The sequence below is a fragment of the Paenibacillus sp. LHD-117 genome (assembly GCF_030929555.1).
Taxonomy (GTDB): Bacteria; Bacillota; Bacilli; order Paenibacillales; family Paenibacillaceae; genus Pristimantibacillus.
In genome coordinates this window covers 21,160-45,290 of record NZ_JAVFVT010000053.1, presented here as the reverse complement: position 1 = coordinate 45,290, position 24,131 = coordinate 21,160, and the positions used below count along the sequence as shown (strand labels likewise).

The window sequence follows — 24,131 nt, the reverse complement described above, 5'->3', positions numbered from 1 at the left end:
ATTAGGATCATTCGTGCGAAGCATAAAAACACCGCGCTTTCTATGGAATGGTTTCTACCCTCATTATACCATATTAACGCGGTGATTTATTGAAGTTTTTGAATTTCTCAACAGCCTGACTTTTTGCAACAATTAAATTTTGACTAGCTTGGCCTGCCATATTACGCTGCAAAAAATGAGCCGCAAGGATTAAGCTCCCTTGCCGACTCCCAGCGATAACAAATACAACTCAAGACCGAGCGCCTTGTCGATCAAGCCGCGCTTCATGCCGTAATCAAGTTCAGCCAATGCCGCGAGCAGCTTCCCCAATCTGGCGGGCGTAAACTTTTTCCCTTTCTCCGCGGCCAGCTTGACTGCATACGGATGAAGGCCCAGCTGGCCCGCCATCTGTTGCGGAGAATAATGATGCTGCTCGAGCTCCTTGATCTGCAGCATAATCCGAAGCTGCCTGGCAATAAGCGCCGCGATCTTGATCGGCTCCTCGCGCCTAACGAGCAGCTGATGGTACATGCCGAGCGCCCGGTCGATCCGCAGCTCCGCGATGGCGTCCACCAGCGCGAACACATCCTCTTCCACTGTAGCGGCCGTAAGCAGTGCAGCCTGTTCGGCGTCGATGATGCCGCCTTCTCCGGCATGAAGACAAAGCTTATCCACTTCCTGCGACAGCTGTCCCGTTCCTACGCCGACCCTGGCAATCAATAGATCTGCCGCATCCGGCGTTAGCGTTCGCTTCTGTTCCGCAGCGCGTTTGACTAGCCATTGCTTCAGCTCCGCCGTGTCCATCTCCGGGAAAGCAACGACCGAATTACGATCTTTCAGCGTCTTGACCAGCTTACGACGCTCGTCCAGCTTATCCGCATGGACGGCGAATACGATGACCGATGTCGGGAACGGGTTGTCCAAATAGCGGATCAACGTCTCCGGCCGATGTTCGACTTTGGCATTGTCCTTGCCGCCCGCGGCCATCAATGTCGCATCGCGCACCAGCACAAGCTTCCTTTCCACGAAGAAAGGCGGCGTCTCCGCTTCCAAGACCGCCTCGTCGACAGACGATTCCGCCGTATCGAACTTGACGACGCCCATCTCCCGCTCTTCCTGCGTAAACAGGATGTTCGTTAACGCATCTATGAATTGACCCATCCGATAGCGGTCTTTGCCGTACAACACGTATACCGGGCGGAACTTTCCGCCTTTGATTTCCTTGAACGCCTCGCGAATATCCATTGCCATTCCCCCTGCGACCATCGCTTCCTACTACATTACCAGCACCGGGCGCCGGAAGCAACATAGGAATGCGCCTTCACCGGGGGCATTTCAGTGATTTTTTATAACAAAAATCAACTGCGAAATGCCCCTTGCCCGGCAGCATTTCAGTGATTTTTATTGCAAAAATCAACTGCGAAATGCGCCTTACCCTGCAGCATTTCAATGATTTTCCTTTGTAAATAACAACAGAGGAATGCTGCCTGCGAGGCGCATTCCTCTGTCTTTATATTAACATTCACAGGCGGTTCCATGGCACCGCCGTTCGTGAATGGTCTTACGACGTTCACACCCACGTCGTAGACGAATCTCATGCTTTATCATACTCAGAGCGGAGGCAAATGTGCGGAATCCGCCAAAATTAATCCAACTAGCAGAACAAGCTTGGAAACGCTTACCAATCCGGTTGATCTAGAATGCTAACGGAAGCAGCTGCCGCTATACGGCTTATTTGGTTCGATTTGAACATCTAACGGAAGTATGTGGCCTTATTTCTGTTTTTCAGTCTGAAAAACGCCATTTTCACTAAAATAAGAGCTTTATGTTCCGTTAGATATCCATATACGCTCATTATCGCATTATAAGAGCGCCCATTTCCGTTAGATCATCATTGGTTCGGTCATTTCGAAGCAGTCTGCTAGTCTGCTTTCCGTTCCTTCTTGGCCGCGACGTCGATTACGTATTGCTCCGCGGCGCCATGTTCCAAGCTAACTTCATACCTCAGCTCGGTACTGTCTTCCGACCAAGACAGTTTGCCGTGCGTGCCGTTCTTCCTGTCCGTCTCCATGAGCAGGGAGCCATCGGCCGCCGAAAGGATTTGGACGGTATATTGGTCGACATTAGCCACGTATTGGCCATCCGGAGAAGGAATCATCGATTGAGAGGTAATCCCCATTTCCGGGGCCTTGCCGGCTAAGCCGTTCGTGCTGCCGCCACTCTGATCGATGACTTCGTTCCGTTCGGCGATCCCGGCTTCTTCGGTTGCTCCTTTGGTTCTGATATCCGTACCCGTATCGCCGTCGTCATTCTTCATTGCATCGGCGATATCCTTGGCGCCGGTCTCGATCTCGACGGGCGATTCATTCGCCGCGGCGCCACTTGCGTCTCCACCTGGGTCGGCCATGGAGCTCATTTGGCTCAGCTGCGAGTCGTCCGCGGCTGTTTCCGGCAATTTCATTTCGGCCGAGTAGCCGAGGCTATTCGCCGCGTCGTTATCGCTCTTGCCGGACTGAGGCGGGTACGTGATCAGGAAAATGCCGGCTACAATACCTGCCGCCACGACGCCGCTTATCGACTTCCAAGACGGCCAGCGGCGCGTGCGCTGCGTACGTCTCTTCGGCAGAACCGTCGTACCGCCGATCGAAGGAACAGCTGACGACGCAGCTTCCTTAGCTTCAAGATCGATCCGGATCAGCTCCGGCATAATTGCGTCAACCAGACTATAGCTTGGCGTCACTTTAGGCAGGCTCGTCAGCTCGGCCGATAATCGCGTCAATCGTTCGAACATGGCAGCGCAGTCCGGACAATGTCTGGTATGATTCATTAAGACTTCCATCTCGCTTTCGCGCAGATCGTCGTCTAGCTGTCGTTGCATAAGCTCCGTCACCTCTTGACAATTCACCCCCGGACACCACCTTTCTGATAATCGTGAAGTAATGTTTGCAGTTGCTGCCTGGCTCTGAACAGATAGGATTTTACCGTGTTGAGAGGCAAATCGAGCGATTCGGCGATTTCGTTGTACGAAAAATCCTGAAGGTAACGCAGCACGACGACCGTCCGGTGATTCTCCGGCAACTGCTCAATCGCGCTTCGAATATCCTGGAGGGCGTAAGCGGACAACACTTCCTCTTCGACGTTCTGCTTCTCTCTAAATACAAGCTCATGCTCGTCGATGGAGACGGTAGGCTTGTTTCTCCTGAATTTATCGATGCAAATATTCGTAACAATACGTTGAATCCATGTCTTGAACTGCGCTTTCTCCTCGTAGGAACCGATCTTCGTATAAATCCGGATCAGCGCCTCCTGCGAAGCGTCCATCGCGTCCTGTTCATTGTTTAATATATAATAGGCTGTCCGATAAACATGGGTTTCAATCTCTCGCAATAGAGTAATTAAAGCATCGCGATCTCCCGATTGAGCGGCTTTGATCAGGCCCGGCTCCACCACGAAGGATCCTCCTCTCTTGCAACCTTACTGACGGAACGGTTGCGATAAAAGTTGCATATTTTACGTTTGATTTATTATTTTTGTTGAAGCGTCAGGAATAGTAGATAAATGGGAAAACCCCACATTAAAGAATATCATGTTCATACCGATCCGTATAGGGTTCACTTTGCGGAATAATAAAGCATTTTCTTCGTGACGAGGAACGCCGCTTCCCCGCCCGTGTCCGTTCGCCATATCGATGCGCCCGACCGCTCGAGGCGGCCTACGACATCGGGATGCGGATGTCCGTACGTATTAGACCCGCCGACCGAAATGACCGTTCCACGCGGCGACCAGTAATCCAGCCATTCCTGGCTCGTCGAATACTTGCTGCCGTGGTGGGCGATCTTCATGATGTCGGCAGGATCGCTGCTTAGATAACCTGCGTCCGCGTCCCTTCGTTCGATTTCGGCCAAAATAGCCGCTTCCGTCCTTGCCCCTATATCTCCCGTGAACAGGAACCGCCTCCCGTAGATTTCCATGATCAAAACGAGACTGGCTTCGTTCTGTTCCTCTTCGAATACGATACCCTTGCCCGCAGGTTTCGCCGGCCATAATACATCGATCTTCGTAAAATCGTCGATAGCCGCCGTGTCCCCCGCATGAAAGGCGTATAAAGGAATATCGGCTTTTAATAGAAGCTCGATTAACGCCTCGGCATCCTCCGAACGTTTGAGCGTCCCATTCCACCATACGGCCTTCACCGGAATCGATTCGACAACCGCCTTCAGCCCTCGGATATGATCGCCATCCAGATGGGAGACGACGAGCACATCGATTTGACGCACGCCGCGTTTCATGAGAAGCGGAACGACGACCTTCCGCCCGACCTCGAACGGATCCCGCCGCTCGCGCCATTCTTCGCCCGGCTTGCGATAAGTGAACGTACCGCCTCCGTCGATCAAAATATGTTTGCCAGACGGCGTGCGGATTAAGGCAGAATCGCCTTGCCCGACATCGAGGAAACTTACGGCAGCGGTACGGTCGAATCGATCGGGGAAGTACGCATACAAGACGAGGACCGCAAGCGCTGCCGCGCACATAATCAGACTTCCGCGGCCGGTCGCCAAACTCTTGTTTATGAAAGTCGGGGCAAGCCCCGGAATTAGCGGATCGTTGGGGAAAGAATCTAGCGGCGCGGTAGGTTCGTCCGCGATCGCAGCGGCGGGCTTGGATCGCTCGCAAGCCGCCGGATGAGGTAGCGCTAGATTCAGTCGCCGAAAAAACAAAAATAAAAGGATCAAGTAGCCGGCTACCCACCAGAGCGGCGGAGTCGCCCATACGAGACGCAATTCACCGGCCGACGCCAATCGTTCGACGGCCTTATAGGTCCAATCGTTCGAATAAGCCGTTACGTCAGCCAGCCATTCCGCCCCTTGGTACCAAACGGTCGACAGGAGCAGAGCTGCGGTCCCGAGCGGCATCACGATAAAACTAATGAAAGGGACTAGAACAAAGTTGGCAAGCAGCGACAACAAATGGAACTGGTTGAAATAATAGATCGTCAGCGGAAAAGAAACAAGCTGGGCCGCGACCGTCACCGCGACGAGATCGTAAAGCCAGCCGAGTCCCTTGCGTCTAGGCAGGAGCCGCCGAAGCGGAGGCACGCCGCAGATGAGCCCGAATGTCACGGCGAATGAAAGCTGGAAGCTGACCGCGTCCAAATAATACGGATCGTACGCGAGCATCGCGACCGCGGCCGCCGCAAGCAAGTGCAGGCCATCCTTCAGCTTGCCGAGCCTGGCCGCGATCAACCCGAGAATGGCCATGATGCCGGCCCTCAGCACGGAAGGAGATGCCCCCGTCAGCAGCACATAAAAAGGGATGGACCAGATGAGCGTCGTATAAATGCGCTCACGGCTCATTCTGCACAGTCTCAGGAGGCTTCCAAGCATCACCATGAAGACGGCCACATGCAAGCCGGATATGGCAAGAATATGCGTAAGGCCGAGCTTCGCGAACTGCTCGAATTGCTCTGGGTCGAGCCCTTCGCGCAGACCCAGAATAAGTCCTTGCATATACCCGGACTGATGGGACGGGTATAGTCCGCCGAGGCGCGCGCCCAGACTCGCGCGCGCCTCGTCGACGCGGCCCAGCAGCGCGGCCGCGTTCCATCCCGCCGCCGGCTCGGTCGTTACGGCGGCGGCGCCTTTGACCTTGAGCAGCCAGTGAATGCTCTGGCTGCGAAGGTAGCGGCGGTAGTCGAAGCCGCCGCGATTGGAGGCTGCCGCGGGGCGCGCCAGCTCGCCCGCGGCGCGGACCCGGTCGCCGCGCTGCCAAGCCGCGGCGACCGCCTGCTCCGGCTGCGACGCCAGCCGCAGCTGCACGAGCAGCAGCTCGCCGGCACCCAGCGGCGGAACCACTCCTTCCGCAAGGACGGCATCCACCTTCATGCGGAACGTTACGCGATCCCCGTCGACCTCGACCGCGCTCGCGATCGTGCCGGAAACCTCCGCGGCAAACGCGGCTTTCGGCCCGGCCGCCTCGGCGGCGGCAAGCAGCGGTCCTAGCTCCGTCGCGTTGCGCTCGTCTGCCCAGAGACGCTGTCCCGCCGCCAGGCAGAACGCAAGCAGGCACAGCGCGGCAAGCCTTCCCGTCGCCAGCCTGCTTGCGGTCGCGGCAACCGCCAGCAAGGCAGCCGCTACGGCCGCGAGCAACGCGCCGCGCGGCCCGAGCCCGGCAGCGGCGGCACTGCCGCACACCCAGCAGGCCGCGAACCAGACGAGCGGCCTCTTATTCATCATTCGCAACATATCGAACCGCCTCCCCCGCTCAACAAAAAAAAGAACCTCCAGCCGCATCCATACGGAACGCGACTGGAGGTTCCTCCTCCACTATCAGTTCATAAATGAATCCTTAAGGTTAGGATCATACTGCCCAAGCTACGACGTCACTTCCATCTGCGCCTGCTCCGGCGCGGCGTACGGATCGACTTGACGGAAGCGGATTCCCTTCTGCCGCATCAATTCGTACACTTTATCGCTGTCCTTCGGATAACCGCGATGGTAGACCACTTCGGCGACGCCGCTGTTCGCCAGCATGTTGGCGCAAGTCCAGCATGGCTGATCCGTCACGTAAACCGTCGAGCCTTCCCGGTTCGCCCGGTCCGTGAACAGCAATAGATTCTGCTCGGCGTGGATCGTGCGGATGCAGCGCTGCTTCCTGATCACCTGCTCGGCACCGTCAATCAGCTTCACTTCGATCTCCTCGGCGATCATGCAACCCGCTTCCAGGCAATCGTGCACTCCCATAGGTGCGCCGTTGTAGGCCGTCCCGAGCAGCTTCTTCCCCTGCACTAGCACCGCGCCCACATGCCTTCTCGGGCAACGGGAACGGGTCGAAACCATATACGCGATATCCATAAAATAGGTGTCCCAATCCTTGCGGATGGCCTCATGCGCGGATGTATTCATGACGGTCGACTCCTTTTCTCTAGCTGCTCCATCCTCTTAACACTGTCTTCCTAGCATCATACCATGATCGAATGCTAGATTCATAGAATTATAGGCTCACTTATGCCTAATATCGACTTGAGGATTCTCCCGTTAGGCCTGGCTCGCTGGTACTGCTTGGCTTGCTTCGATCGCTTGCTTCAGATCGGCTATAATATCGGCGATGCCTTCCGTGCCGATCGACAAGCGGATCATGCCCGGCGCCACGCCGGCCTCAGCCTGCTCCTCCTGCGACAGCTGCTGATGCGTCGTGCTGGCAGGATGGATAATCAGCGACTTGGAATCGCCGACATTCGCCAGATGCGAGAACAGCGTGACGGCATTGATAATTCGTTTGCCCGCTTCCGTTCCCCCCTTGATTCCGAAGGTCAGAATCGCCCCTTGGCCGTTCGGCAAATACTTCTGCGCCAAGTCGTACGAAGGATGGCTGGACAAGCCCGGATAGTTTACCCATTCGATTGCTTCATGCGTTTCCAGGAATTGGGCTACCGCCAGCGCGTTCGCGCTGTGGCGCTCCATCCGCAAATGCAGCGTTTCCAGTCCTTGAAGCAGCAGGAACGAATTAAATGGAGATAATGCGGCCCCCATGTCTCGAAGAAGCTGCACGCGCGCTTTGATAATATAAGCGATCGGCCCGACCGCTTCCGTATACACAACGCCGTGGTAGCTTGGATCCGGTTCCGTCAAGCCGGGGAACCTGCCGCTTCCCTTCCAGTCGAACGTACCGCCGTCGACGATGACGCCTCCGATCGAGGTCCCGTGACCGCCGATGAACTTCGTCGCGGAATGAACGACGATATCGGCGCCGTGCTCGATCGGCCTGCACAGATAAGGGCTAGGGAACGTATTGTCGACGATAAACGGAATGCCGTGCTCGTGAGCGATCGCGGCCACCGCTTCCAGGTCGATAATGTCCCCTCTCGGATTGCCGATCGTCTCGGCGTATACGGCTTTGGTCCGATCCGTAATGGCCGCCCTGAAATTCTCGGGATCCGAAGGATCCACGAACTTGACGTTCACGCCGAGCTTGGGCAGCGTCGTCGAGAACAGGTTGTACGTACCGCCGTACAAGCTGGTGGCGGAGACGATCTCGTCGCCCGCTCCCGCGATATTAAGAATGGAATACGTGATGGCTGCTTGTCCGGATGCGACCGCAAGCGCTGCGGGAGCTCCTTCCAGCTCGGCCACCCGTTTCTCGAATACGTCCGTTGTCGGGTTCATGATTCGCGTATAGATGTTGCCGAATTCCTGCAGCGAGAATAGATTCGCGGCATGGTCGGTATCGCGGAAACCGTATGATGTCGTTTGGTAAATCGGTACCGCGCGGGACATCGTTGTCGGGTCGATGGCTTGTCCCCCGTGTACGGCTAACGTGTCAAGCGAAAACTTGTTTTCCTTTGACATTCCTTACTCCTCCTTAGAACGAGTTGAAAGCAGGATTTCATTTCCATTCTCTCACAATTACGGTAATGCGACAACGCTTTCTTTGATAGAAGCTAGAAGCTTCTCGCCGATGCCCTTGACTCGGAGCAATTCCTCGACGCTCGCGAAGGGGCCGTTCTCCTCCCGGTCGTCGACGATCGCCTGAGCCTTCGCGGGTCCGATCCCCTTCAGCCCGTCCAACTGCAGCGCGCTTGCCCGGTTAATATCGATAAGGCCGTCGGCGTCCGCAGATCCGCTCTCTCCGCCCGCTGCGGCCTTATCTCCGTCAACCGTGCCGGCTTCGGAATCGCTACTTTCTCCCGCGCCATCCTCCGCCGGCTTATTGACCGTCTCCGCACCGGCCACCGAACCGTTATCCGTCCTGCTTTGCCACTCTCCTTCCGGCAATGCGAGCACCGCCTCCAGCGATTCGTTCATCGGAATCCAGCGATGCTCTTCCTGCGACGATTTGCCGAGCAGCGCAGCCGTCGCCAGCAAGCTGGCACCGAGCAGGCATGCCGCGGCGACGAGCGATTTTCCATTCCGCATAATTCGCCTCAATACGATACCTCTCCCTTCACCCGGAAAATTTCTTTCGGATATTTTCTACATTTGTTTCTGCTCTTCATGGTAAATCGTGACATAACAAACAAGTCTGCCTGAATACGATATAAGAGCACGACATTCGGAATCGCCGGTATAGGAGGGCTTAGCATGAACGTTGGATTTATCGGCACGGGCTCCATGGGCAGCTTGCTGATCGAATCATTCATCGCATCGGGTGCTTTGGGACCGACAGAGATCGCCGTAAGCAACCGGACTCACGCGAAGGCGCAAGCGCTAGCCGACCGGTATCCAGGCATGAGAGCCGAATATTCGAACGCCGACGCGGCTTGCGGAGCCGATTACGTGTTCCTGTGCGTCAAGCCGCATGAATTCATTCATGTCGTACAGGACATTAAATCCGTCATACGGCCGAACCAGACCGTCGTCTCGATTACGAGCCCGGTGCTTCTCTCGCATCTGGAGGGCGAGCTTGGCTGCAAGATCGCCAAAGTCATTCCCAGCATTACGAATCTCGTATGGAGCGGCGCATCCTTATGTATCTACGGAAGCCGTATGGATGACAGGGATAAGAAAAAACTCGAATCCCTCTTCGCCCATATTAGCGAGCCGCTTCGAATCGAAGAACAATATACGCGCATCGTATCGGACTTATCCAGCTGCGGCCCCGCGTTCATCGCCTTCCTGCTGCAGCAATTCGTCGACGCGGCCGTCGAGGAGACGGGCATCCCGCGAGCCGATGCGCAGAAGGTCGCGGCCAACATGCTGCTCGGCACCGGCCTGCTGTTGACCGAAGGGCAGCTGTCCATGGAGGATATCCAGCAGCGCGTCGCCGTTCCCGGCGGCATAACGGCCAAAGCGCTAAAGCTGCTGCAGCGGGAGACGGACGGCATCTTCAACCAGGTCATCCGCACGACACACGACAAGTATCAAGAAGACTTGGGCAAGGTGACAACCTTGTTCTACGGCGAAGAGGTGAACGGACAATAGCTGTTCTTCAGCTAAAGCCCGCTCACCTCTTCGGGTTTGCGATTAGTTCGCTACGATATTAACAAGCTTGCCTTTGACGGCGATGACCTTCCTTACCGTCTTGCCCGCAATCAGCTCTTGCACCTTCTCCAGCTCTTTGGCCAGCGTCTCCATATCGGCTTCGTTCATATCCGCTGCGATCGATACGCGGTCGGCGATTTTGCCGTTCACTTGAACGACGATCTCTACCTCTTGATCGACCGTCCAAGCTTCTTCGTGCTCCGGCCATGCAGCGTACGTGATCGAATCCGAGCGGCCGATGCGCTCCCACAGCTCTTCCGCGATATGCGGCGCGATCGGAGACAACATCTGAAGGAATTGCGCCATCGCTTCGATCGGCAACGACTCCGTCTTGTAGGCTTCGTTCACGAAAATCATCAGCTGGCTGATGACCGTGTTGAAACGGAGATTCTCGTAATCGTCCGTCACTTTCTTGATCGAACGATGCCAGGTCCGTTTGAACGCGTCGCTCGTATCGCCGCCGTCCGTCAGCTTGGCGCTTAACGTGCCGTCTTCGTTCACGAACAGACGCCATACGCGGGACAGGAAGCGGTACGTGCCTTCCACGCCGTTCGTGTTCCACGGTTTCGTCGCTTCGAGCGGCCCCATGAACATCTCGTACATGCGCAGCGTATCCGCTCCGAACTCGCCGACGATATCGTCCGGGTTGATGACGTTGCCGCGGGATTTGGACATTTTCTCGTTGTTGGTGCCGAGGATCATGCCTTGGTTAACCAGCTTATGGAACGGCTCTTTCGTGTGGACAACCCCGATATCGTACAGCACCTTGTGCCAGAATCGCGCGTACAGCAAATGGAGCACCGCATGCTCGGCACCGCCGATGTACAGATCGACGGGCAGCCATTCCTTCTGTTTCTCCGGCGAACAAATTTCGTTGTCGTTTTTCGGATCGATGAACCGCAAGTAGTACCAGCAGCTGCCTGCCCATTGCGGCATCGTGTTCGTTTCGCGGCGGGCCTTCATGCCCGTCTCCGGATCAACCGTGTTCACCCAATCCGTCACGTTCGCTAGCGGGGACTCGCCCGTGCCCGAAGGTTTGATCGCGTCTACGTCGGGAAGGAGCAGCGGCAGCTGGTCCACGGGGACCGTCTTCATCGTGCCGTCCTCGAGATGCAGGATCGGGATCGGCTCGCCCCAATAGCGCTGGCGGCTGAACAGCCAGTCGCGCAAGCGGTACGTTACCTTTCCTTTGCCTTTGCCCGTCTCGGTCAAATGGCTGATCATCGCTCCGATCGCTTCCTCGTTGGACAAGCCGTTCAGGAAGCCGGAGTTCACATGCGGACCGTCGCCCGCGTAAGCTTCCTTCTCCACGTCGCCGCCGGATACGACCTCGACGATCGGAAGGTCGAATTGCTTCGCGAATTCCCAGTCGCGCGTATCGTGGCCGGGAACGGCCATAATCGCTCCCGTGCCGTAGCCCGCAAGCACGTAGTCCGCAATCCAGATCGGTGTTTTCTCTCCGCTGACCGGATGAATCGCGAACGCGCCCGTGAATACGCCCGACTTTTCTTTCGCAAGATCCGTCCGCTCCAAGTCGCTCTTCCGCGCCGCGGCTTCTTGATAAGCTTCTACCGCTTCTTTCTGGTCCGCCGTCGTAATCGCGGCAACCAGCTCGTGCTCGGGAGCCAGCACGCAATATGTCGCGCCGAACAGCGTGTCGGGACGCGTCGTGAAGACGACGAGCGCCGCGTCATGCCCTTCGATGTCGAACGTCACTTCCGCGCCGGTCGACTTGCCGATCCAGTTGCGCTGCATATCCTTAATGCTCTCCGACCAATCCAGCTCCTCCAGATCCTCAAGCAAACGCTCAGCGTACTCCGTAATTCGCAGAATCCACTGACGCATCGGCTTGCGAATGACCGGATGTCCGCCGCGCTCGCTCTTGCCGTCGATTACTTCTTCGTTCGCGAGCACCGTCCCGAGCGCCGGACACCAGTTGACAGGAACTTCGGCTACATAGGCAAGCCCGCGGTTATACAGCTGGATGAAGATCCACTGCGTCCATTTGTAATAATCCGGATCCGTCGTGCTGAATTCGCGGTCCCAATCGTAAGAGAAACCAAGCGATTTGATCTGCCGACGGAAGTTGTCGATATTTTTGAACGTAATGTCCCTAGGATGCTGGCCCGTATCGAGGGCATGCTGCTCCGCCGGCAAGCCGAACGCGTCCCAGCCCATCGGGTGGAGAACGTTGTATCCTTTCATCCGCTTATAGCGGGATACGATATCCGTAGCCGTGTAGCCTTCCGGATGGCCGACGTGCAGACCCGCGCCCGAAGGATACGGGAACATATCCAGCGCGTAAAATTTCGGTTTGCTCGTCTCTTCTTTCGTCTGGAACGTTTTGTTCGCATCCCAGAATTGCTGCCACTTCGGCTCGATCTCAAGCGGATTATAGCCGTGGCGTTGCTGCTCTTGACTCATGTTACATCCTCCTAATCGTCTCAGAAAAACATAAAACCTCCCGCCCCCAGCGGATTAACGCTAGGGACGAGAGGTTATTCTCCCGTGGTACCACCCTAGTTAGCGGCAGGCATGCTATGCCGTTCGCTCACTTGACGTCCTTAACGCGGACGATACGGCGCTTATTCGATCTCGCGAATGCGCGCAGCTCCAAGGCGAGCTTCCTTGCGTGCAAGGTCCGGCTTTCACCAACCGCCGGCTCTCTAATCCTTGAATTCGCAAGTACTGTTCCTCTTCAACGCTAATTATGGAAAATCAATTACTCCAAATTATATAAGCTTCAATATAACAGTGTCAAGTTCTATCGATTTCCGTCATGTCCATCGCCACAAACGCCGGCGTTCTGCCTTGCGTCACGAACGCGATCGATATGAGCAGCAGCAAGGAAGCATGAAAAACGGCGCCAGGCACCGCGGATGGCTCGTTCAAGAGCATCGGCATGAACCATAAGCCGAACGGAGGAAGCTGAATGATAAAGACGAGCGACAATAACAATTGCAGATGGCTTTCCCGAATCGGAGCCTTCATCCTGAATCGCAACAGCAAGAATACTGTGAGCGCAAGCCCGAACAGCATCGAGCAATTGCCCCATACGACGGCCATATGCCGATCGATGCCAAGCTCCAGGTCCATGACCGGCAGTCCAAGCGTTGCCAGCTTGCCGTTCCTATACATATAGCCGGCAACGACCGATAGCAATCCGATCGTCCAAACCAACGGTTTGTTATGCAACATCGTGCGTATCCGCGCCTTTCGCCCTAGGATGCCGGATCCATGGCGCCTCCTATGAGCGCGCCGGAATCCATTCATATCGTTCGAAGGATCGACAACATTTGTGGGCGTAGGACGACAAATTGCTCAATTGCATGCTCCGTGCATCGAATTGATTTTAAGTACGAATAGCGGAATTAGCGGAGACTCTGTACCAATAATCATAGACCGGTTCGAAGCCGAGCTTGTCGTATAACCGATTCGCCGGTTCGTTGTCGCGCACGACGAGCAAATAGCCCATCCGCGCCCCCAGCCCCTTCGCAAAATGGAACAAGCCGCGCGTTAGCTGCTCTCCGTAGCCGCGCCCGCGCGCTTCCGGAGCGGTGACGATATCATAGAGCCCCGCCCAGCCGTCTTCCACGATGACGATGCCGCAGGCTACCGGCCTGCCGCCCTCGGACACGATAGCGAATCCTTTCCGAAGAGGTTGTCCAGCCATCATTTTGCGCGTCGACTCCCGTTGCTCCTGCGTTAGCTTCTGCAGCCCGGCAATGGCGTCCAGCCACTCGTCGGTTAGCTCCTCCGCTATGGAAATATCTTCGTACGTATGCCCCGCTACATCGGACAACGCTGCCGTCTTCACCAAGGTATGGTCGACTTTCGCGTAGCCCAACCGCTCCAGCTGCTCGTCGAGACGAGCAGGCTGTACGAACGGGGTTATTTTGAATACGGTCCGAATACCCTTCTGCGCGTACAGCCGCTCGCAGGTCCGTATTTTCTCGTCCAGCTCAAGCTCAGTTTGCTCGCTACCGTAAATCGCGCTGACGGAATTGGATCGTTTCGTATAACCATCCGCAAAACGGAGCAGCCACCCGTCGTACAGTACGGTCTGCAGCGCCGGCCAGCCGTTCAAGCTGATTTCTTCCAATCGTTTGTTCGTAATCGTCAAGGTTTCCAATCGAACTTCTCCTCTCCCTGGAGCCGGAAACGTTCCAAATGGTGAACAAGCTTCTCTTTTTTCAAAATCTCGACTTGCTTCGCGCCGATCAAATCAAAATGAGGAAACTCGGCCCTCGCATGTATGTAGCGGGGATGCAGCCCGTTCTCCTCGCACCACCTTGACAGCTTGGCGAGGTCCGAGCAGCCGACTTTGGTTACGGTCCGCATCCCGGGGTACCTCGGATCCAGCCAGTAATGGGTTAGGAAGGCGATTTCGCCGCGCGTGACGGCAGCCTTCCATTCGTTCATCTCGTTTCTCGTAATTCCGAATGCCAACCGTTCCCGCCTCCCGCGCCGTTTAAGTAGTTAAAATTTCTTTGACCCTGCCGACCTGGCCGTCCGTCAATCGAACCTTGATGCCATGGGGATGCTGAGGAGAGTTCGTCAATAGATCTTTGACGATGCCCCGCGTCAGCTTGCCCGTCCGCTGATCCTGTTTCAATACGATATGGACTTCGAGCCCAGGTTTAATGGACGCCCGGATCGTTCCGTTCATCTTGCTCATTCCTTCTTTCTTGGATGTTGGCAATAAGCATATCATATGCATAAGTAAGATGCACTTGACCGCCCGAACTGGTATACTAGGCTTCATACGATACGATGAAATGAGGAATTTTGGAACATGTCCATGTCATTCAGCGCTCTTGGCATTACGCCGGAGCTTACGGCTCTATTAAAAGAAAACGGGATCGCCTCCCCGACGCCGGTGCAGCGCCAGGCGATACCGCTCCTCCTCAAAGACCATGACGTTATCGCGCAAGCGCAGACGGGAACGGGCAAGACGCTTGCGTTCGCGCTGCCGATGCTGCAGCGCGTGAACGTAAATAAGGAGCAAGTCCAAGCGCTTATCCTGACTCCGACCCGCGAGCTGGCGATCCAGATCACGGCCGAGATCAAGAAGCTGGCGCCGGTCGTCGGAGCGAGCGTGCTTGCCGCATACGGCGGGCAGGACGTCGATGCCCAGATCCGCAAGCTGCAGCGCGCTCCGCATATCGTGGTCGCGACGCCGGGCCGATTGATCGACCATATGACGCGCGGCACGATCAATCTCGGCAAGCTGTCGATGCTCGTGCTGGACGAAGCCGACCAGATGCTGCATATGGGCTTCCTGCCCGAAGTCGAAAGCATCATTACCCAAACGCCTCGTACGCGCCAAACGATGTTGTTCTCCGCTACGATGCCTGATGCGATTCGCAGGCTGGCGAGCGAATATATGAACTCGCCGGAAGATATCCAAATCCGAAGCGCGAACGTAACGCTCGACAACATTAAGCAGCTGGTCGTGGATACGACAGACCGCGGCAAGCAGCAGGCGCTTATCCATCTCTTGGAGCAGCATCAGCCTTATCTCGCCGTTATCTTCTGCCGCACGAAGGTTCGCGCCAAGAAGCTGAACGAAGCGCTGCTCGATCATGGGTTCGAGAGCGATGAATTGCACGGCGATCTGACGCAGGCGAAACGCGAGCAAGTGATGAAGCGGTTCCGCGACGCAAAGCTGCAGATGCTGGTCGCAACGGATGTTGCCGCGCGCGGCCTCGATGTGGAAGGCGTTACGCACGTGTACAACTACGATGTTCCGCAGGACGCGGAAATCTATATTCACCGGATTGGCCGTACGGGCCGAGCTGGTCATAAGGGCGTTGCGATCACGCTGGCCACGCCTTACGACGGTTCGAAGCTCGTGCTGATCGAGAAAGGCATCCAGGCGCGCCTGGAACGCCGCTCCATCGATCGCGAAGGCACGGTCACCGAAGTCGCCCGCAATCGTCAGTCGGGCGGCCGCGAACGGTCCGATGCCGGCGAACGGGGCTCCTCCGCTCGACGCGGACGCGGCGCCGAGGGCGGCTCGGCCGCAGGACGTGGCGGGCGCGGGCGTGGCGAGAACCGCGGCACTGCGGGACGCGGACGCGGCGGACAAGGACGCAGCTCCGAACGCGGCGCGGTGTCCGGACGCGGCGGGCGTGGACCCGGCGAGGATCGCGGCAGCAAACGCGGCAACGTGGCAGCGGCCGGCACGGCGGCCGAATCGGGCTCGAATCCTTGGGAATCGGCTGGCGACGGAGGCAAGAAACGTCCTTCCGCCCGCGGCGGCAACGGATCGGATCGCGCCCGCAATCACGCGGACTCCCGCGGCAAGGACGGAGCAGACCGCGGAAGACGCGGTTCGAATAGCGGCGGTCAAGGCGGACAAGGCAGATCCGATTCCGCGGGCGGACGCGGTGCGCAAGGGAGGACTTCCGGAGCTGCCGGACGCGGCGGCAATCGCGGCCAGAGCCGCCCGGGAAGCTCGGGCGGCCGGTCCGGCAGCCCTCGCGGACGCGGCAGATAACCGTTCCGCGGCTCGCCTGCTAAACCGTCGTTGCCCATTTCCGTCCGCTCATGGACGGATGTCCAATCCGATTGGGTAGCCTTTCATACAATACTGTATGCCGAATGTTGGAGAACCCTACCTTTAAGAGGTTGTTCAAACCCTACCTTTAACCCGCTTCCGCATCGGTAATCCCTTTTTTAGGAGGCAATAGCATGTCTGGTGTGCATGGAGGCTACTCATCGGCAGGTGTAATCCTGGTTCTGTTTATACTTCTGGTCGTCATAACGAAGACTTTCTGGTACTAAGCAAACCTTGCACCTATATCGCAGAAACCGCCGGAGCGATCGCTCCGGCGGTTTCTCTGTCGTTACCCGTTGCAGGCATATGCGCGCAGCGCCTCCGCTACGCTTCCTTCGTTATTGGTGCCGATCACGAGATCGGCCTTCTCCTTCACGCCTTCAGGCGAATTGCCCATGGCAATGCCGAGACCCGCGAATTCAAGCATCGAAATATCGTTAAAATAATTGCCGATGGCAAGGATCCTCTCCCGCGGGACCGCCCGTTGCTCCGCCAGTCTGCGAAGCGCTCCGCCTTTGCTGGCTTCGGGATGCTGGATATCGATGAACAAGTCTCCGCTTCGGATAAGCTGAAGGTCAAGCGGCTCGTTTTCCCAATCCGCCTGCACCGCGTCGATCTCTTCCTTCGTCCCGAATACGGAGAGCTTGACGAGTCCGTCGGGAAGACCTTGATCGAAGACCCGCAGCTCCGGCGTCGCTTTGTGAAGCCCATACATTTCGGCAGCGGATTCCGTCACGCTTTCGACCATCATTTCGTAGGCGGTATTCAGATCGAAGTGGATGCCTCTAGCGCGGCAATAGGTCATGTACGGCTCAACCAGATCCTTTGCGATGTCGAATTGAAATAGGATCGAACGATCCTCGAATTCGACGGTTGCCGCGCCGTTATGCGTGATAAGCGTTCCGTTTAATCCCAGCTCCTCAAGCACCGGGAACGCGCCGATCGGCCCTCTGCCCGTGCATAACACGATCTCCGCTCCCATCCGGGCGCATTCTCTCACCGCTTCCTTCACCTCGACCGGCAGCAAATGATCGTCTGTGAGCAAAGTCCCATCTACGTCTAGCGCAATTAAATCGTAATTCAGTTTCATTCCTCCCACCATCCTTTCCATACCTAATCTATTTATTTTTCCCGATCCGCGCCGCGGTGAGCTTTCAGCCCATCCACTTCTTCGATCGTCAGTTCCCGATATGCGCCTTCCTCCAAGGTTTCGTCGAGCCGGAGCGGTCCCATGGAAATTCGCTTAAGCGTCACGACTTTTTTGCCTACCGCCTGAAACATTCGTTTCACCTGGTGGAATTTTCCTTCACGGATCGTAAGCCGGATCAGCGAGGTGACCGCTCCCGCCGCCAAGCTGTCGCTATCTCCGCCTCCTTCAAGGACTTCAATCACCACAAGTTCAGCCGGCATCGTCACGTAACCGTCGTCCAGCGTCACGCCAGCCGCGAAAGCTTGCACATCCGAGTCGCCTACCTTGCCAAGCACCAGCGCTTCGTACGTCTTGTCCACATGTTTGCGAGGAGAGAGAAGCTCATGCGCCAGCGCGCCGTCATTCGTCATGAGCAGCAGCCCGACCGTATCCTTGTCCAGCCTTCCGACGGGGAATGGCGCGAGCAGACGATCCTCCGGGTTAAGAAGATCCACGACCGTCCGATCCCGGTTATCCTCCGTCGCCGACACGACGCCCGCCGGCTTATTCAGCATCAGGTAAATGACGCTGCGGTATGACACCCGCTCTCCTTCGTATGCCACCTCTTGATTGGCCGGATCAACGATCAAGCCACTATCCTTCACGACCTTGCCGTCCACGGTGACTTTGCCTTGTTTGACCGCTTTTTTGATTTCGCTTCTCGTTCCGCGTCCCATGTGGGCGAGGAGCTTATCGATTCGCAGCTTCTCAGCCATCTATGACCGCCTCCATCCAGGCGACAGCTCGTTCTTCAGCATGCCGCTCTCGTATTTGCCCCAACCGATCGGGCGTCCGCTGATGCAAACCAAGATATAGCCTTTCGCCTTCCCGTAATCGCCGCTCCGCAAGACGATCCGTTCTTTCGCGACAAATAACGTTTCGCCGCGCAAATACCGGATCGCATCCTCTGATTCCGGCTCCAAATCAAGCGATCTGGCAGCCTCCTTCGCCCGCAGTCCCATAGCCAGAGCCTGCGAAGGCACGAACCGATTCCGCTTCGCTTCCCCGATGTACCATCCCGCGCGGACGACACGCAAGCCGTCAAGCGCCGGAACGCCATGGGGCTGAAGATAAACGCGCTCGCCGTATTGGACCAATGCGCCGTTAATCGTTTCTTCCCCGCTTAGGTTCAGATGTTCTTTGCAGAAGGCTTCCCAAAGCTCCTTCGGAGATCCGGCCGAAGCCGAAGCCGCCGTTCTGGCGCTGCCGGGCTTTACGCCTTTTCTACGCGTTCGAGGTTCCTTCCGATTCGGCGAAGGTTCCTCTCCTACACTCATGGCTTGATCGTCAGCCGTTTTTTTCTCCCTCGCTTCTTTGCGCAGAAGCGCAACGAAATGTCCTTCGCCTTCGATTCGATGCGGCCAAGCCCGAACGGTCCCTTCGAGGCTCTTCACAATTTCCGCGCCTGCCCTTCTCGCGGTCTCTTCATCGATCCATTCCGGGCGCCCGGCTTCTAGACCGTACGCCGGTACGATCGGCTCCACGGCGAACTGGGGATTTTCCGCCAGAAAAGAGGCGATTTGCGATTCATTTTCTTCCGGTGAGAACGTGCATGTCGAATAGAGAAGCAGACCGCCTGGTGCAAGCATCGAAGCCGAATGCCTCAAAATATCGCGTTGCATCGCGCTGCACTTCAGGACGGAATGTTTCTCCCAATCTCCGATCATCGAATCGTCCTTGCGGAACATCCCTTCTCCCGAACACGGTGCATCCACGAGAATCCGGTCGAACCATTCCGGGAAGACCTCCGCGATTGAAGCTGGTTCTTCGTTAAGGATGACGGCGTTTCTGACGCCCGCCAGCTCCACGTTTTTGGCCAGCGCCTTCGTCCGTTCGGCTGCGTTATCGTTCGTCACGAGCACCCCTTGCCCCGATAACTTCCCGGCCAGCTGCGTCGTCTTGCCGCCGGGGGCCGCGCAAAGATCGAGCACGCGATGCCCCGGTCTCGCGTCCAACAGCTCCGCCGGCAGCATCGCGCTCGGCTCCTGGATATAATAGAGTCCCGCATGGTAGTAGGGATGTTTGCCCGGGCGATCCTCCTCCGAATAATAGAATCCATCGGCCGTCCAAGGAATGGCGCGGCTACTAGCGTCCAGGAACGACAGGCTCTTCCATTCCGTTAACGTCATCTTAAGCGGATTCACCCGCAGGCCGAATACTCTCGGCGCTTCATAGGAAGCCATGAACGGCTCGAATTCATCTCCTAATAGTTCCTTCATCTTGTCTACAAATCGTGCCGGCAAATCGACTTTCATGGCCGCTTCCTCCTGCTAATGACAGAACAACCTCCATCGCCGCCTAGCCGGCGGTGCTGGAGGTTCTTCGTTTCGTATGGGACGCCTATGGCTGGTTGCTTTTTTTGGCTTTCGTGATCGCTGCTCCGATGTCGATCGACAGAGCATGAAGTGCGGGATAATCCTGCTGCTCGAACAGCTCGTTGAATTTGATCTGGAACTGTGCCGCTTCTCTTACGCGATGGTAGAAGTAGAGATCCTGAATGCCGCTCAGCACGCGGGATACCGAGTTCGATTGCTCTTCGAATTCCGTCTGCGCGTCCAGAATTTCCTTGCGGATGCTGGTCATCTCGGTGTCGAGCTGGAATGCGGCCTCCGCCGCTTTCTTCAGCCGGTTCCGCACGTCCGTAGGCAGACTTTCTTTGAATTTATAGTTAAGCGAATGTTCGATCGTCGCCCAGAAATTCATTGCCAGCGTGCGAATTTGAATCTCCGCCAATACATTTTTGTAGCCCAAAGCCGTCTGCACGGGATATCGGACGATGATATGGAAGCTTCGGTATCCGCTATCCTTGTAATTGGTAATGTAATCCTTCTCATACACCAGCTCCAGATCCTTGCGGTTCCGAATGAGCGCCGCTACGCGGTGGATATCGTCGACGAACTGGCACATAATCCGGATGCCCGCGATATCCTCAATCCCGGCTTCCAGCTGATCCGACGCTACGCCGAGCCGCCGTGCCTTCTCCAGAATGCTCGATATCCGCTTCACCCTGCCCGTCACGAATTCGATCGGCGCGTATGCCTCCCTGATCTTCAGCTCCATGCGCATCGTCTTGAACTTTACCTTTAACTCCTCAACCGCTTGTTCATAAGGCTGTAGAAAAAGACTCCAGTCTCTACCGTCCATCCGGCCGCCTCCTGTTTCTAACGATGATCTGCGCCTACTGCTTCGGCAATGTTGCGGTAGCCATCCTTGCGCAAGCATTCGACAAGTCCGCTCGTCAGCTCGCGCAGCAATCCCGGTCCTTTATAAATTAATGCCGTATATATCTCGACTAGCGATGCTCCCGCGCGAATCTTATCGTATGCGTCTTGCGCCGTAAAGATGCCGCCCGAACCAATTATAGGCAGCTTCCCGCCCGTTTGGCGGTATACCGCCGCGATGACGTCCGTAGAACGGCGCGTAAGCGGCTTGCCGCTGAGCCCGCCGGTCTCGCCGGCATGCTTATGGGTCAAGCCGTCGCGCGACAACGTGGTGTTAGTCGCGATAATGCCCGACACGCGGCTTTCCATGATGGTGGCGACCGTATGCTCGAGCTGCTCATCCGACATATCCGGCGCGATTTTCACCAGCACCTGCTTCGCCGCCCCTCCGCGCTTGGTCGCTTGCGCGCCCATCTCTTCCATGACGGCGCCAAGCAGCTTCTTCAGCTCGTCGCCGTGCTGAAGATCACGAAGGCCTTGCGTATTGGGCGAGCTAATATTGACGACGAAGAAATCGCCATATTCGTATAACTTCTTGATGCAAGCCCGATAATCCTCGTGGGCCAGCTCGTTCGGCGTATCCTTGTTCTTCCCGATGTTCACTGCGATCGGAATCCGGCTGATCTTGCGGCGCGACAGCGATGCGGCCATGGCGTCCGCGCCCTCGTTGTTGAATCCCATCCGGTTAATTAACGCTTCGTCCGGCGGCAGCCGGAAGAGCCGCGGCTGCACGTTGCCCGGCTGTCCCTTCGGCGTGACGGTTCCTACCTCGGCGAAACCGAAGCCGATGCTGGAGAAACCGTCGGCGGCAACTCCGTTTTTGTCAAGGCCGGCCGCAAGTCCCACCGGATGCGGGAACCTGATGCCGAGCAACTCCGTGCCAAGCTCGGGTGCCGGCGAGACGCCGTACATCGCATGCATGAGGCCACCCAAACCGGGCACCTTGCCGCAAGCGGCCATCCCATCGATGACCAGATGATGCGCTTTCTCCGGGTCCATTTTGAATAGAAAAGGTTTAAGCAATGATGAATAAAGCAAGAAGTTCACTCCGTTCCGCAGTATGTGCTCTATCAGACAGTTTATCCGTTTTGGGTCAAAAAGAAAAGAGCCTCGCGGCAACGCGCCGCAGGCTCCGTCCATGCATTTGTATTGCGGCAGGCGTGGAAAACGATTACAATACAAACATATGAAGCTTTCTTCAATTCGAAATCAGAAAGGTTGATTATCCATGGGCGCAGCCAAACGCAAACCGTCAACAATGAAGGTCAAACCGAAAGAAGAAGTGAACAAGAAGGCGCTCGTGTGGATCGGCTCCATCGTAGGCGTCGTCATCGTGGCCGTCTCCGCGCTGATCATTATCTTCTCGTAGGAATCGCTTAAGTCAGCCATCTATAAACCTTCGCGGGATTGGTTTCGTCCTGCCTTGGCGCAAGCCGGAATCTATCCGTCGGCGTCTCGGCATCTGGCGGAAGCGTCCCGTTTTTAATTTGCACCGCAGTACCGAGCGGAACCAGATCGAACAGCTCCTGGACATCCGCTTCCCCCATTCGTATGCAGCCAAGTGATTCATCCTTGCCAATGCTGTCCGGGTCGTCCGTGCCATGGATGGCATACAGGGTATTCGAGAGCGTCATCCCCCTGCTTCCGAAGATGCCGTCCCCTCCGTTCGGATCGCGTACCTTCTCGCTGATGAAGAAGCTCCCCTCCGGCGTTTTGTCACCGCCTAACCCGACTCTGTAGCCGCGGACGATCAACCCGTTATGGATGACCGCAAGCGTATGATTCGAGACATCGACGACGATCTCCAGCGGCTTGCTCCAGTCCGGTTGGAACAGACCGTTCGTGCCGATCGACGGCGATCCGGCCGCTTGGCCTTGCCCGTCTGCCGAACCCTTGCTCCCGCTCGCTTGCGGTTTAGCGGCTCCTTTATCTGCCGCGGCCTGCTTTAACTTGGACAATAACATAGGGAACAAAGCCGCCATGCCGTCGCTTTCGCCGGCCAATATATTGTTCGGATATGGACGGATAAGCGAATCCAGCGACTTCGGCCACTTGCCGTACATACGCTTATAATGCGTTATCGCGCTGGCGAGCGTCCAATGCTGCTCCTGCTCCTTCTTCCATTCTTCGAATCGATCCTTGGCGAACTTGGCGTCCGAGGGTTCGCAATTGCAGGCGACCCTGTCCAGCATCGTAACTTCATAAAGGCCCGTCTCCCCGCTCCGATCAAGCTCAAGCAGCAGCCGCGCATTACCGCTCCATTGCTTCCAGCCCGATTTCTCCTCCAAATGTGCCGCGATTACATTAGCCGGGGCGGCCCCGCCCGCATTCATTACTTCTCCGAACGCATAACCGGCGGGCTCCGTTTCCTTGCGGGGCACAAGCACGACCCCAAGCCCTGGCTCCGCGCTTGTAAGCATCGGCGCCGAGTCGTCCAACCGGCCATGCCGCCCGTTCTCGATGGAGGGCATGAGGAACGCGAGGAGCATGAGAGGTACCGCAATGACGGTCACATTCCGCAGCAGCCGCTTTCGCTTCACCCTTTTCTCCCACGCCTTCAGCTCGGCCAGCTGGTCGCTTGAAACGGCAAGCGGATGGCTCTCCTGCTCAAAGGCGTCGTATATGTCGCCGGCTTGAATGAAACAATAGTTGGCCTTGCCCTCCTTGCCCGCGCGCAAATAATGTTTGCCGAGCAAATACCATCCCATCTTGTTGTCCGGATGTTGTTTGACGAATTGCTTCAAATATAATAAATCCTGGGGATGATCCGGTTTCGGGTTTTCCATCATCCACGCCTCCGTTTCGAACAACTGGCTTCTATTCGAATATATCGGCACGAACGCCATGATATTGGAGAGTGGATAGGATTACGCATTCCCGATCATGGGCCGATTCCCACAAAAAAAAGCTCCCGCGGCGGCAAGCAGAGGGAGCTTCTTCGATATTCGTATGAATTAGCCTTCTGCGTTAAAAGGCTCGTCGGCGATTTTGATAGAGTCTGTCGGACAGCCGTCGCAAGCGTCCTGCAGGTCATCGTACATGTCTTCCGGAATTTCGGTTACGCCTCTATTCGAGTCGCCTTGGAAAATAACCTCGGCCAAACCTTCGTCGTCGTAATCATAAATGTCGGGAGCCGTTGCTCCGCATGCACCGCAAGCGATGCAAGTGTCTTTCTCAACCCATGTAAACTTAGCCATGGTTAT

Annotated in this window: 23 protein-coding genes and 1 other annotated feature; of the genes, 4 read left to right on the top strand and 19 right to left on the bottom strand. The window is 56.5% G+C overall.

Features of this window, described 5'->3' with window-relative positions; translation table 11 throughout:
* Positions 1 to 189 precede the first annotated feature (189 nt).
* From holA to RB620_RS28225, 7 genes are all read right to left on the bottom strand, one after another.
* On the bottom strand, positions 190 to 1,224 hold the full coding sequence (gene holA, locus RB620_RS28255; RefSeq protein WP_308100256.1) for a DNA polymerase III subunit delta: 1,035 nt from the start codon (positions 1,222 to 1,224) through the stop codon (positions 190 to 192).
* 676 nt (positions 1,225 to 1,900) lie between these two features.
* Entirely contained in the window at positions 1,901 to 2,869 is a 969-nt protein-coding gene (locus RB620_RS28250) for an anti-sigma factor family protein (protein ID WP_308100264.1), read from the bottom strand.
* A gap of 11 nt (positions 2,870 to 2,880) precedes the next feature.
* A complete protein-coding gene (locus tag RB620_RS28245) occupies positions 2,881 to 3,429 on the bottom strand; it encodes an RNA polymerase sigma factor (RefSeq protein ID WP_308100255.1) in 549 nt (182 codons plus the stop codon).
* A 161-nt stretch (positions 3,430 to 3,590) separates the two neighbouring features.
* On the bottom strand, positions 3,591 to 6,221 hold the full coding sequence (locus RB620_RS28240) for a DNA internalization-related competence protein ComEC/Rec2 (protein WP_308100254.1): 2,631 nt from the start codon (positions 6,219 to 6,221) through the stop codon (positions 3,591 to 3,593).
* Positions 6,222 to 6,350: 129 nt separating this feature from the next.
* On the bottom strand, positions 6,351 to 6,881 hold the full coding sequence (locus RB620_RS28235) for a deoxycytidylate deaminase (RefSeq protein ID WP_308100253.1): 531 nt from the start codon (positions 6,879 to 6,881) through the stop codon (positions 6,351 to 6,353).
* 132 nt (positions 6,882 to 7,013) lie between these two features.
* The gene (locus tag RB620_RS28230; protein ID WP_308100252.1) at positions 7,014 to 8,324 is read right to left on the bottom strand and encodes a homocysteine synthase; all 1,311 of its coding nucleotides are present in this window, start codon (positions 8,322 to 8,324) and stop codon (positions 7,014 to 7,016) included.
* 57 nt (positions 8,325 to 8,381) lie between these two features.
* A complete protein-coding gene (locus RB620_RS28225; protein ID WP_308100251.1) occupies positions 8,382 to 8,903 on the bottom strand; it encodes a ComEA family DNA-binding protein in 522 nt (173 codons plus the stop codon).
* A gap of 153 nt (positions 8,904 to 9,056) precedes the next feature.
* Between RB620_RS28225 and comER the strand changes: the two genes are divergently transcribed.
* A complete protein-coding gene (gene comER / locus RB620_RS28220) occupies positions 9,057 to 9,896 on the top strand; it encodes a late competence protein ComER (RefSeq protein WP_308100250.1) in 840 nt (279 codons plus the stop codon).
* 42 nt (positions 9,897 to 9,938) lie between these two features.
* Here the strand turns inward: comER and leuS are convergent, their stop codons facing one another.
* From leuS to RB620_RS28195, 5 genes are all read right to left on the bottom strand, one after another.
* Positions 9,939 to 12,380 (bottom strand): leucine--tRNA ligase, encoded by a 2,442-nt coding sequence (leuS, locus tag RB620_RS28215; protein ID WP_308100249.1) that lies wholly within the window; start codon positions 12,378 to 12,380, stop codon positions 9,939 to 9,941.
* A 59-nt stretch (positions 12,381 to 12,439) separates the two neighbouring features.
* Positions 12,440 to 12,667 (bottom strand) — a binding site (T-box leader).
* Positions 12,668 to 12,713: 46 nt separating this feature from the next.
* Complete coding sequence (locus RB620_RS28210; protein WP_308100248.1) at positions 12,714 to 13,154, bottom strand: hypothetical protein; 441 nt, start codon at positions 13,152 to 13,154, stop codon at positions 12,714 to 12,716.
* A gap of 154 nt (positions 13,155 to 13,308) precedes the next feature.
* Entirely contained in the window at positions 13,309 to 14,088 is a 780-nt protein-coding gene (locus tag RB620_RS28205) for a GNAT family N-acetyltransferase (protein WP_308100247.1), read from the bottom strand.
* Positions 14,076 to 14,405 carry a hypothetical protein gene (locus RB620_RS28200; RefSeq protein ID WP_308100246.1) on the bottom strand — a complete coding sequence of 110 codons (330 nt, stop codon included), beginning with the start codon at positions 14,403 to 14,405 and terminating at the stop codon, positions 14,076 to 14,078. Before RB620_RS28200 ends, RB620_RS28205 begins: the two co-directional genes overlap by 13 nt.
* Positions 14,406 to 14,427: 22 nt before the next feature.
* Complete coding sequence (locus RB620_RS28195; protein ID WP_308100245.1) at positions 14,428 to 14,625, bottom strand: YwbE family protein; 198 nt, start codon at positions 14,623 to 14,625, stop codon at positions 14,428 to 14,430.
* A 126-nt stretch (positions 14,626 to 14,751) separates the two neighbouring features.
* On the opposite strand from RB620_RS28195, the gene RB620_RS28190 reads away from it, so the two are divergent.
* Entirely contained in the window at positions 14,752 to 16,458 is a 1,707-nt protein-coding gene (locus RB620_RS28190) for a DEAD/DEAH box helicase (RefSeq protein WP_308100244.1), read from the top strand.
* 194 nt (positions 16,459 to 16,652) lie between these two features.
* Positions 16,653 to 16,745 (top strand): YjcZ family sporulation protein, encoded by a 93-nt coding sequence (locus RB620_RS28185; RefSeq protein ID WP_308100243.1) that lies wholly within the window; start codon positions 16,653 to 16,655, stop codon positions 16,743 to 16,745.
* 62 nt (positions 16,746 to 16,807) lie between these two features.
* On the opposite strand, the gene RB620_RS28180 is transcribed toward RB620_RS28185, so the two are convergent.
* The 5 genes from RB620_RS28180 to RB620_RS28160 all read right to left on the bottom strand — a co-directional run bounded on the left by RB620_RS28180 (position 16,808) and on the right by RB620_RS28160 (position 21,966).
* Entirely contained in the window at positions 16,808 to 17,608 is an 801-nt protein-coding gene (locus RB620_RS28180; RefSeq protein WP_308100242.1) for a Cof-type HAD-IIB family hydrolase, read from the bottom strand.
* A gap of 32 nt (positions 17,609 to 17,640) precedes the next feature.
* Positions 17,641 to 18,423 (bottom strand): pseudouridine synthase, encoded by a 783-nt coding sequence (locus RB620_RS28175; protein WP_308100240.1) that lies wholly within the window; start codon positions 18,421 to 18,423, stop codon positions 17,641 to 17,643.
* Entirely contained in the window at positions 18,424 to 19,962 is a 1,539-nt protein-coding gene (locus tag RB620_RS28170; protein ID WP_308100238.1) for an RsmF rRNA methyltransferase first C-terminal domain-containing protein, read from the bottom strand.
* Positions 19,963 to 20,047: 85 nt separating this feature from the next.
* Positions 20,048 to 20,851 carry a GTP diphosphokinase gene (yjbM, locus tag RB620_RS28165; protein ID WP_308100237.1) on the bottom strand — a complete coding sequence of 268 codons (804 nt, stop codon included), beginning with the start codon at positions 20,849 to 20,851 and terminating at the stop codon, positions 20,048 to 20,050.
* A 17-nt stretch (positions 20,852 to 20,868) separates the two neighbouring features.
* A complete protein-coding gene (locus RB620_RS28160; protein WP_308100236.1) occupies positions 20,869 to 21,966 on the bottom strand; it encodes a quinone-dependent dihydroorotate dehydrogenase in 1,098 nt (365 codons plus the stop codon).
* A gap of 190 nt (positions 21,967 to 22,156) precedes the next feature.
* Between RB620_RS28160 and RB620_RS28155 the strand changes: the two genes are divergently transcribed.
* Complete coding sequence (locus RB620_RS28155; protein ID WP_308100235.1) at positions 22,157 to 22,297, top strand: hypothetical protein; 141 nt, start codon at positions 22,157 to 22,159, stop codon at positions 22,295 to 22,297.
* 7 nt (positions 22,298 to 22,304) lie between these two features.
* On the opposite strand, the gene RB620_RS28150 is transcribed toward RB620_RS28155, so the two are convergent.
* Positions 22,305 to 23,714, bottom strand: a complete 1,410-nt coding sequence (locus RB620_RS28150; protein WP_308100234.1) for a L,D-transpeptidase — start codon at positions 23,712 to 23,714, stop codon at positions 22,305 to 22,307.
* A 168-nt stretch (positions 23,715 to 23,882) separates the two neighbouring features.
* Positions 23,883 to 24,125 carry a ferredoxin gene (locus tag RB620_RS28145; protein WP_308100233.1) on the bottom strand — a complete coding sequence of 81 codons (243 nt, stop codon included), beginning with the start codon at positions 24,123 to 24,125 and terminating at the stop codon, positions 23,883 to 23,885.
* Between the last annotated feature and the right edge of the window lie 6 nt (positions 24,126 to 24,131).

Bases quoted from the DNA above. Each gene is read 5' to 3' on its own strand.
- holA (WP_308100256.1), bottom strand. From the start codon at position 1,224: ATGGATATTCGCGAGGCGTTCAAGGAAATCAAAGGCGGAAAGTTCCGC.
- RB620_RS28240 (WP_308100254.1), bottom strand. From the start codon at position 6,221: ATGTTGCGAATGATGAATAAGAGGCCGCTCGTCTGGTTCGCGGCCTGC.
- RB620_RS28235 (WP_308100253.1), bottom strand. From the start codon at position 6,881: ATGAATACATCCGCGCATGAGGCCATCCGCAAGGATTGGGACACCTAT.
- RB620_RS28230 (WP_308100252.1), bottom strand. From the start codon at position 8,324: ATGTCAAAGGAAAACAAGTTTTCGCTTGACACGTTAGCCGTACACGGG.
- comER (WP_308100250.1), top strand. From the start codon at position 9,057: ATGAACGTTGGATTTATCGGCACGGGCTCCATGGGCAGCTTGCTGATC.
- leuS (WP_308100249.1), bottom strand. From the start codon at position 12,380: ATGAGTCAAGAGCAGCAACGCCACGGCTATAATCCGCTTGAGATCGAG.
- RB620_RS28210 (WP_308100248.1), bottom strand. From the start codon at position 13,154: ATGTTGCATAACAAACCGTTGGTTTGGACGATCGGATTGCTATCGGTC.
- RB620_RS28195 (WP_308100245.1), bottom strand. From the start codon at position 14,625: ATGAACGGAACGATCCGGGCGTCCATTAAACCTGGGCTCGAAGTCCAT.
- RB620_RS28190 (WP_308100244.1), top strand. From the start codon at position 14,752: ATGTCCATGTCATTCAGCGCTCTTGGCATTACGCCGGAGCTTACGGCT.
- RB620_RS28185 (WP_308100243.1), top strand. From the start codon at position 16,653: ATGTCTGGTGTGCATGGAGGCTACTCATCGGCAGGTGTAATCCTGGTT.
- RB620_RS28180 (WP_308100242.1), bottom strand. From the start codon at position 17,608: ATGAAACTGAATTACGATTTAATTGCGCTAGACGTAGATGGGACTTTG.
- RB620_RS28175 (WP_308100240.1), bottom strand. From the start codon at position 18,423: ATGGCTGAGAAGCTGCGAATCGATAAGCTCCTCGCCCACATGGGACGC.
- RB620_RS28170 (WP_308100238.1), bottom strand. From the start codon at position 19,962: ATGAAAGTCGATTTGCCGGCACGATTTGTAGACAAGATGAAGGAACTA.
- yjbM (WP_308100237.1), bottom strand. From the start codon at position 20,851: ATGGACGGTAGAGACTGGAGTCTTTTTCTACAGCCTTATGAACAAGCG.
- RB620_RS28155 (WP_308100235.1), top strand. From the start codon at position 22,157: ATGGGCGCAGCCAAACGCAAACCGTCAACAATGAAGGTCAAACCGAAA.
- RB620_RS28150 (WP_308100234.1), bottom strand. From the start codon at position 23,714: ATGGAAAACCCGAAACCGGATCATCCCCAGGATTTATTATATTTGAAG.
- RB620_RS28145 (WP_308100233.1), bottom strand. From the start codon at position 24,125: ATGGCTAAGTTTACATGGGTTGAGAAAGACACTTGCATCGCTTGCGGT.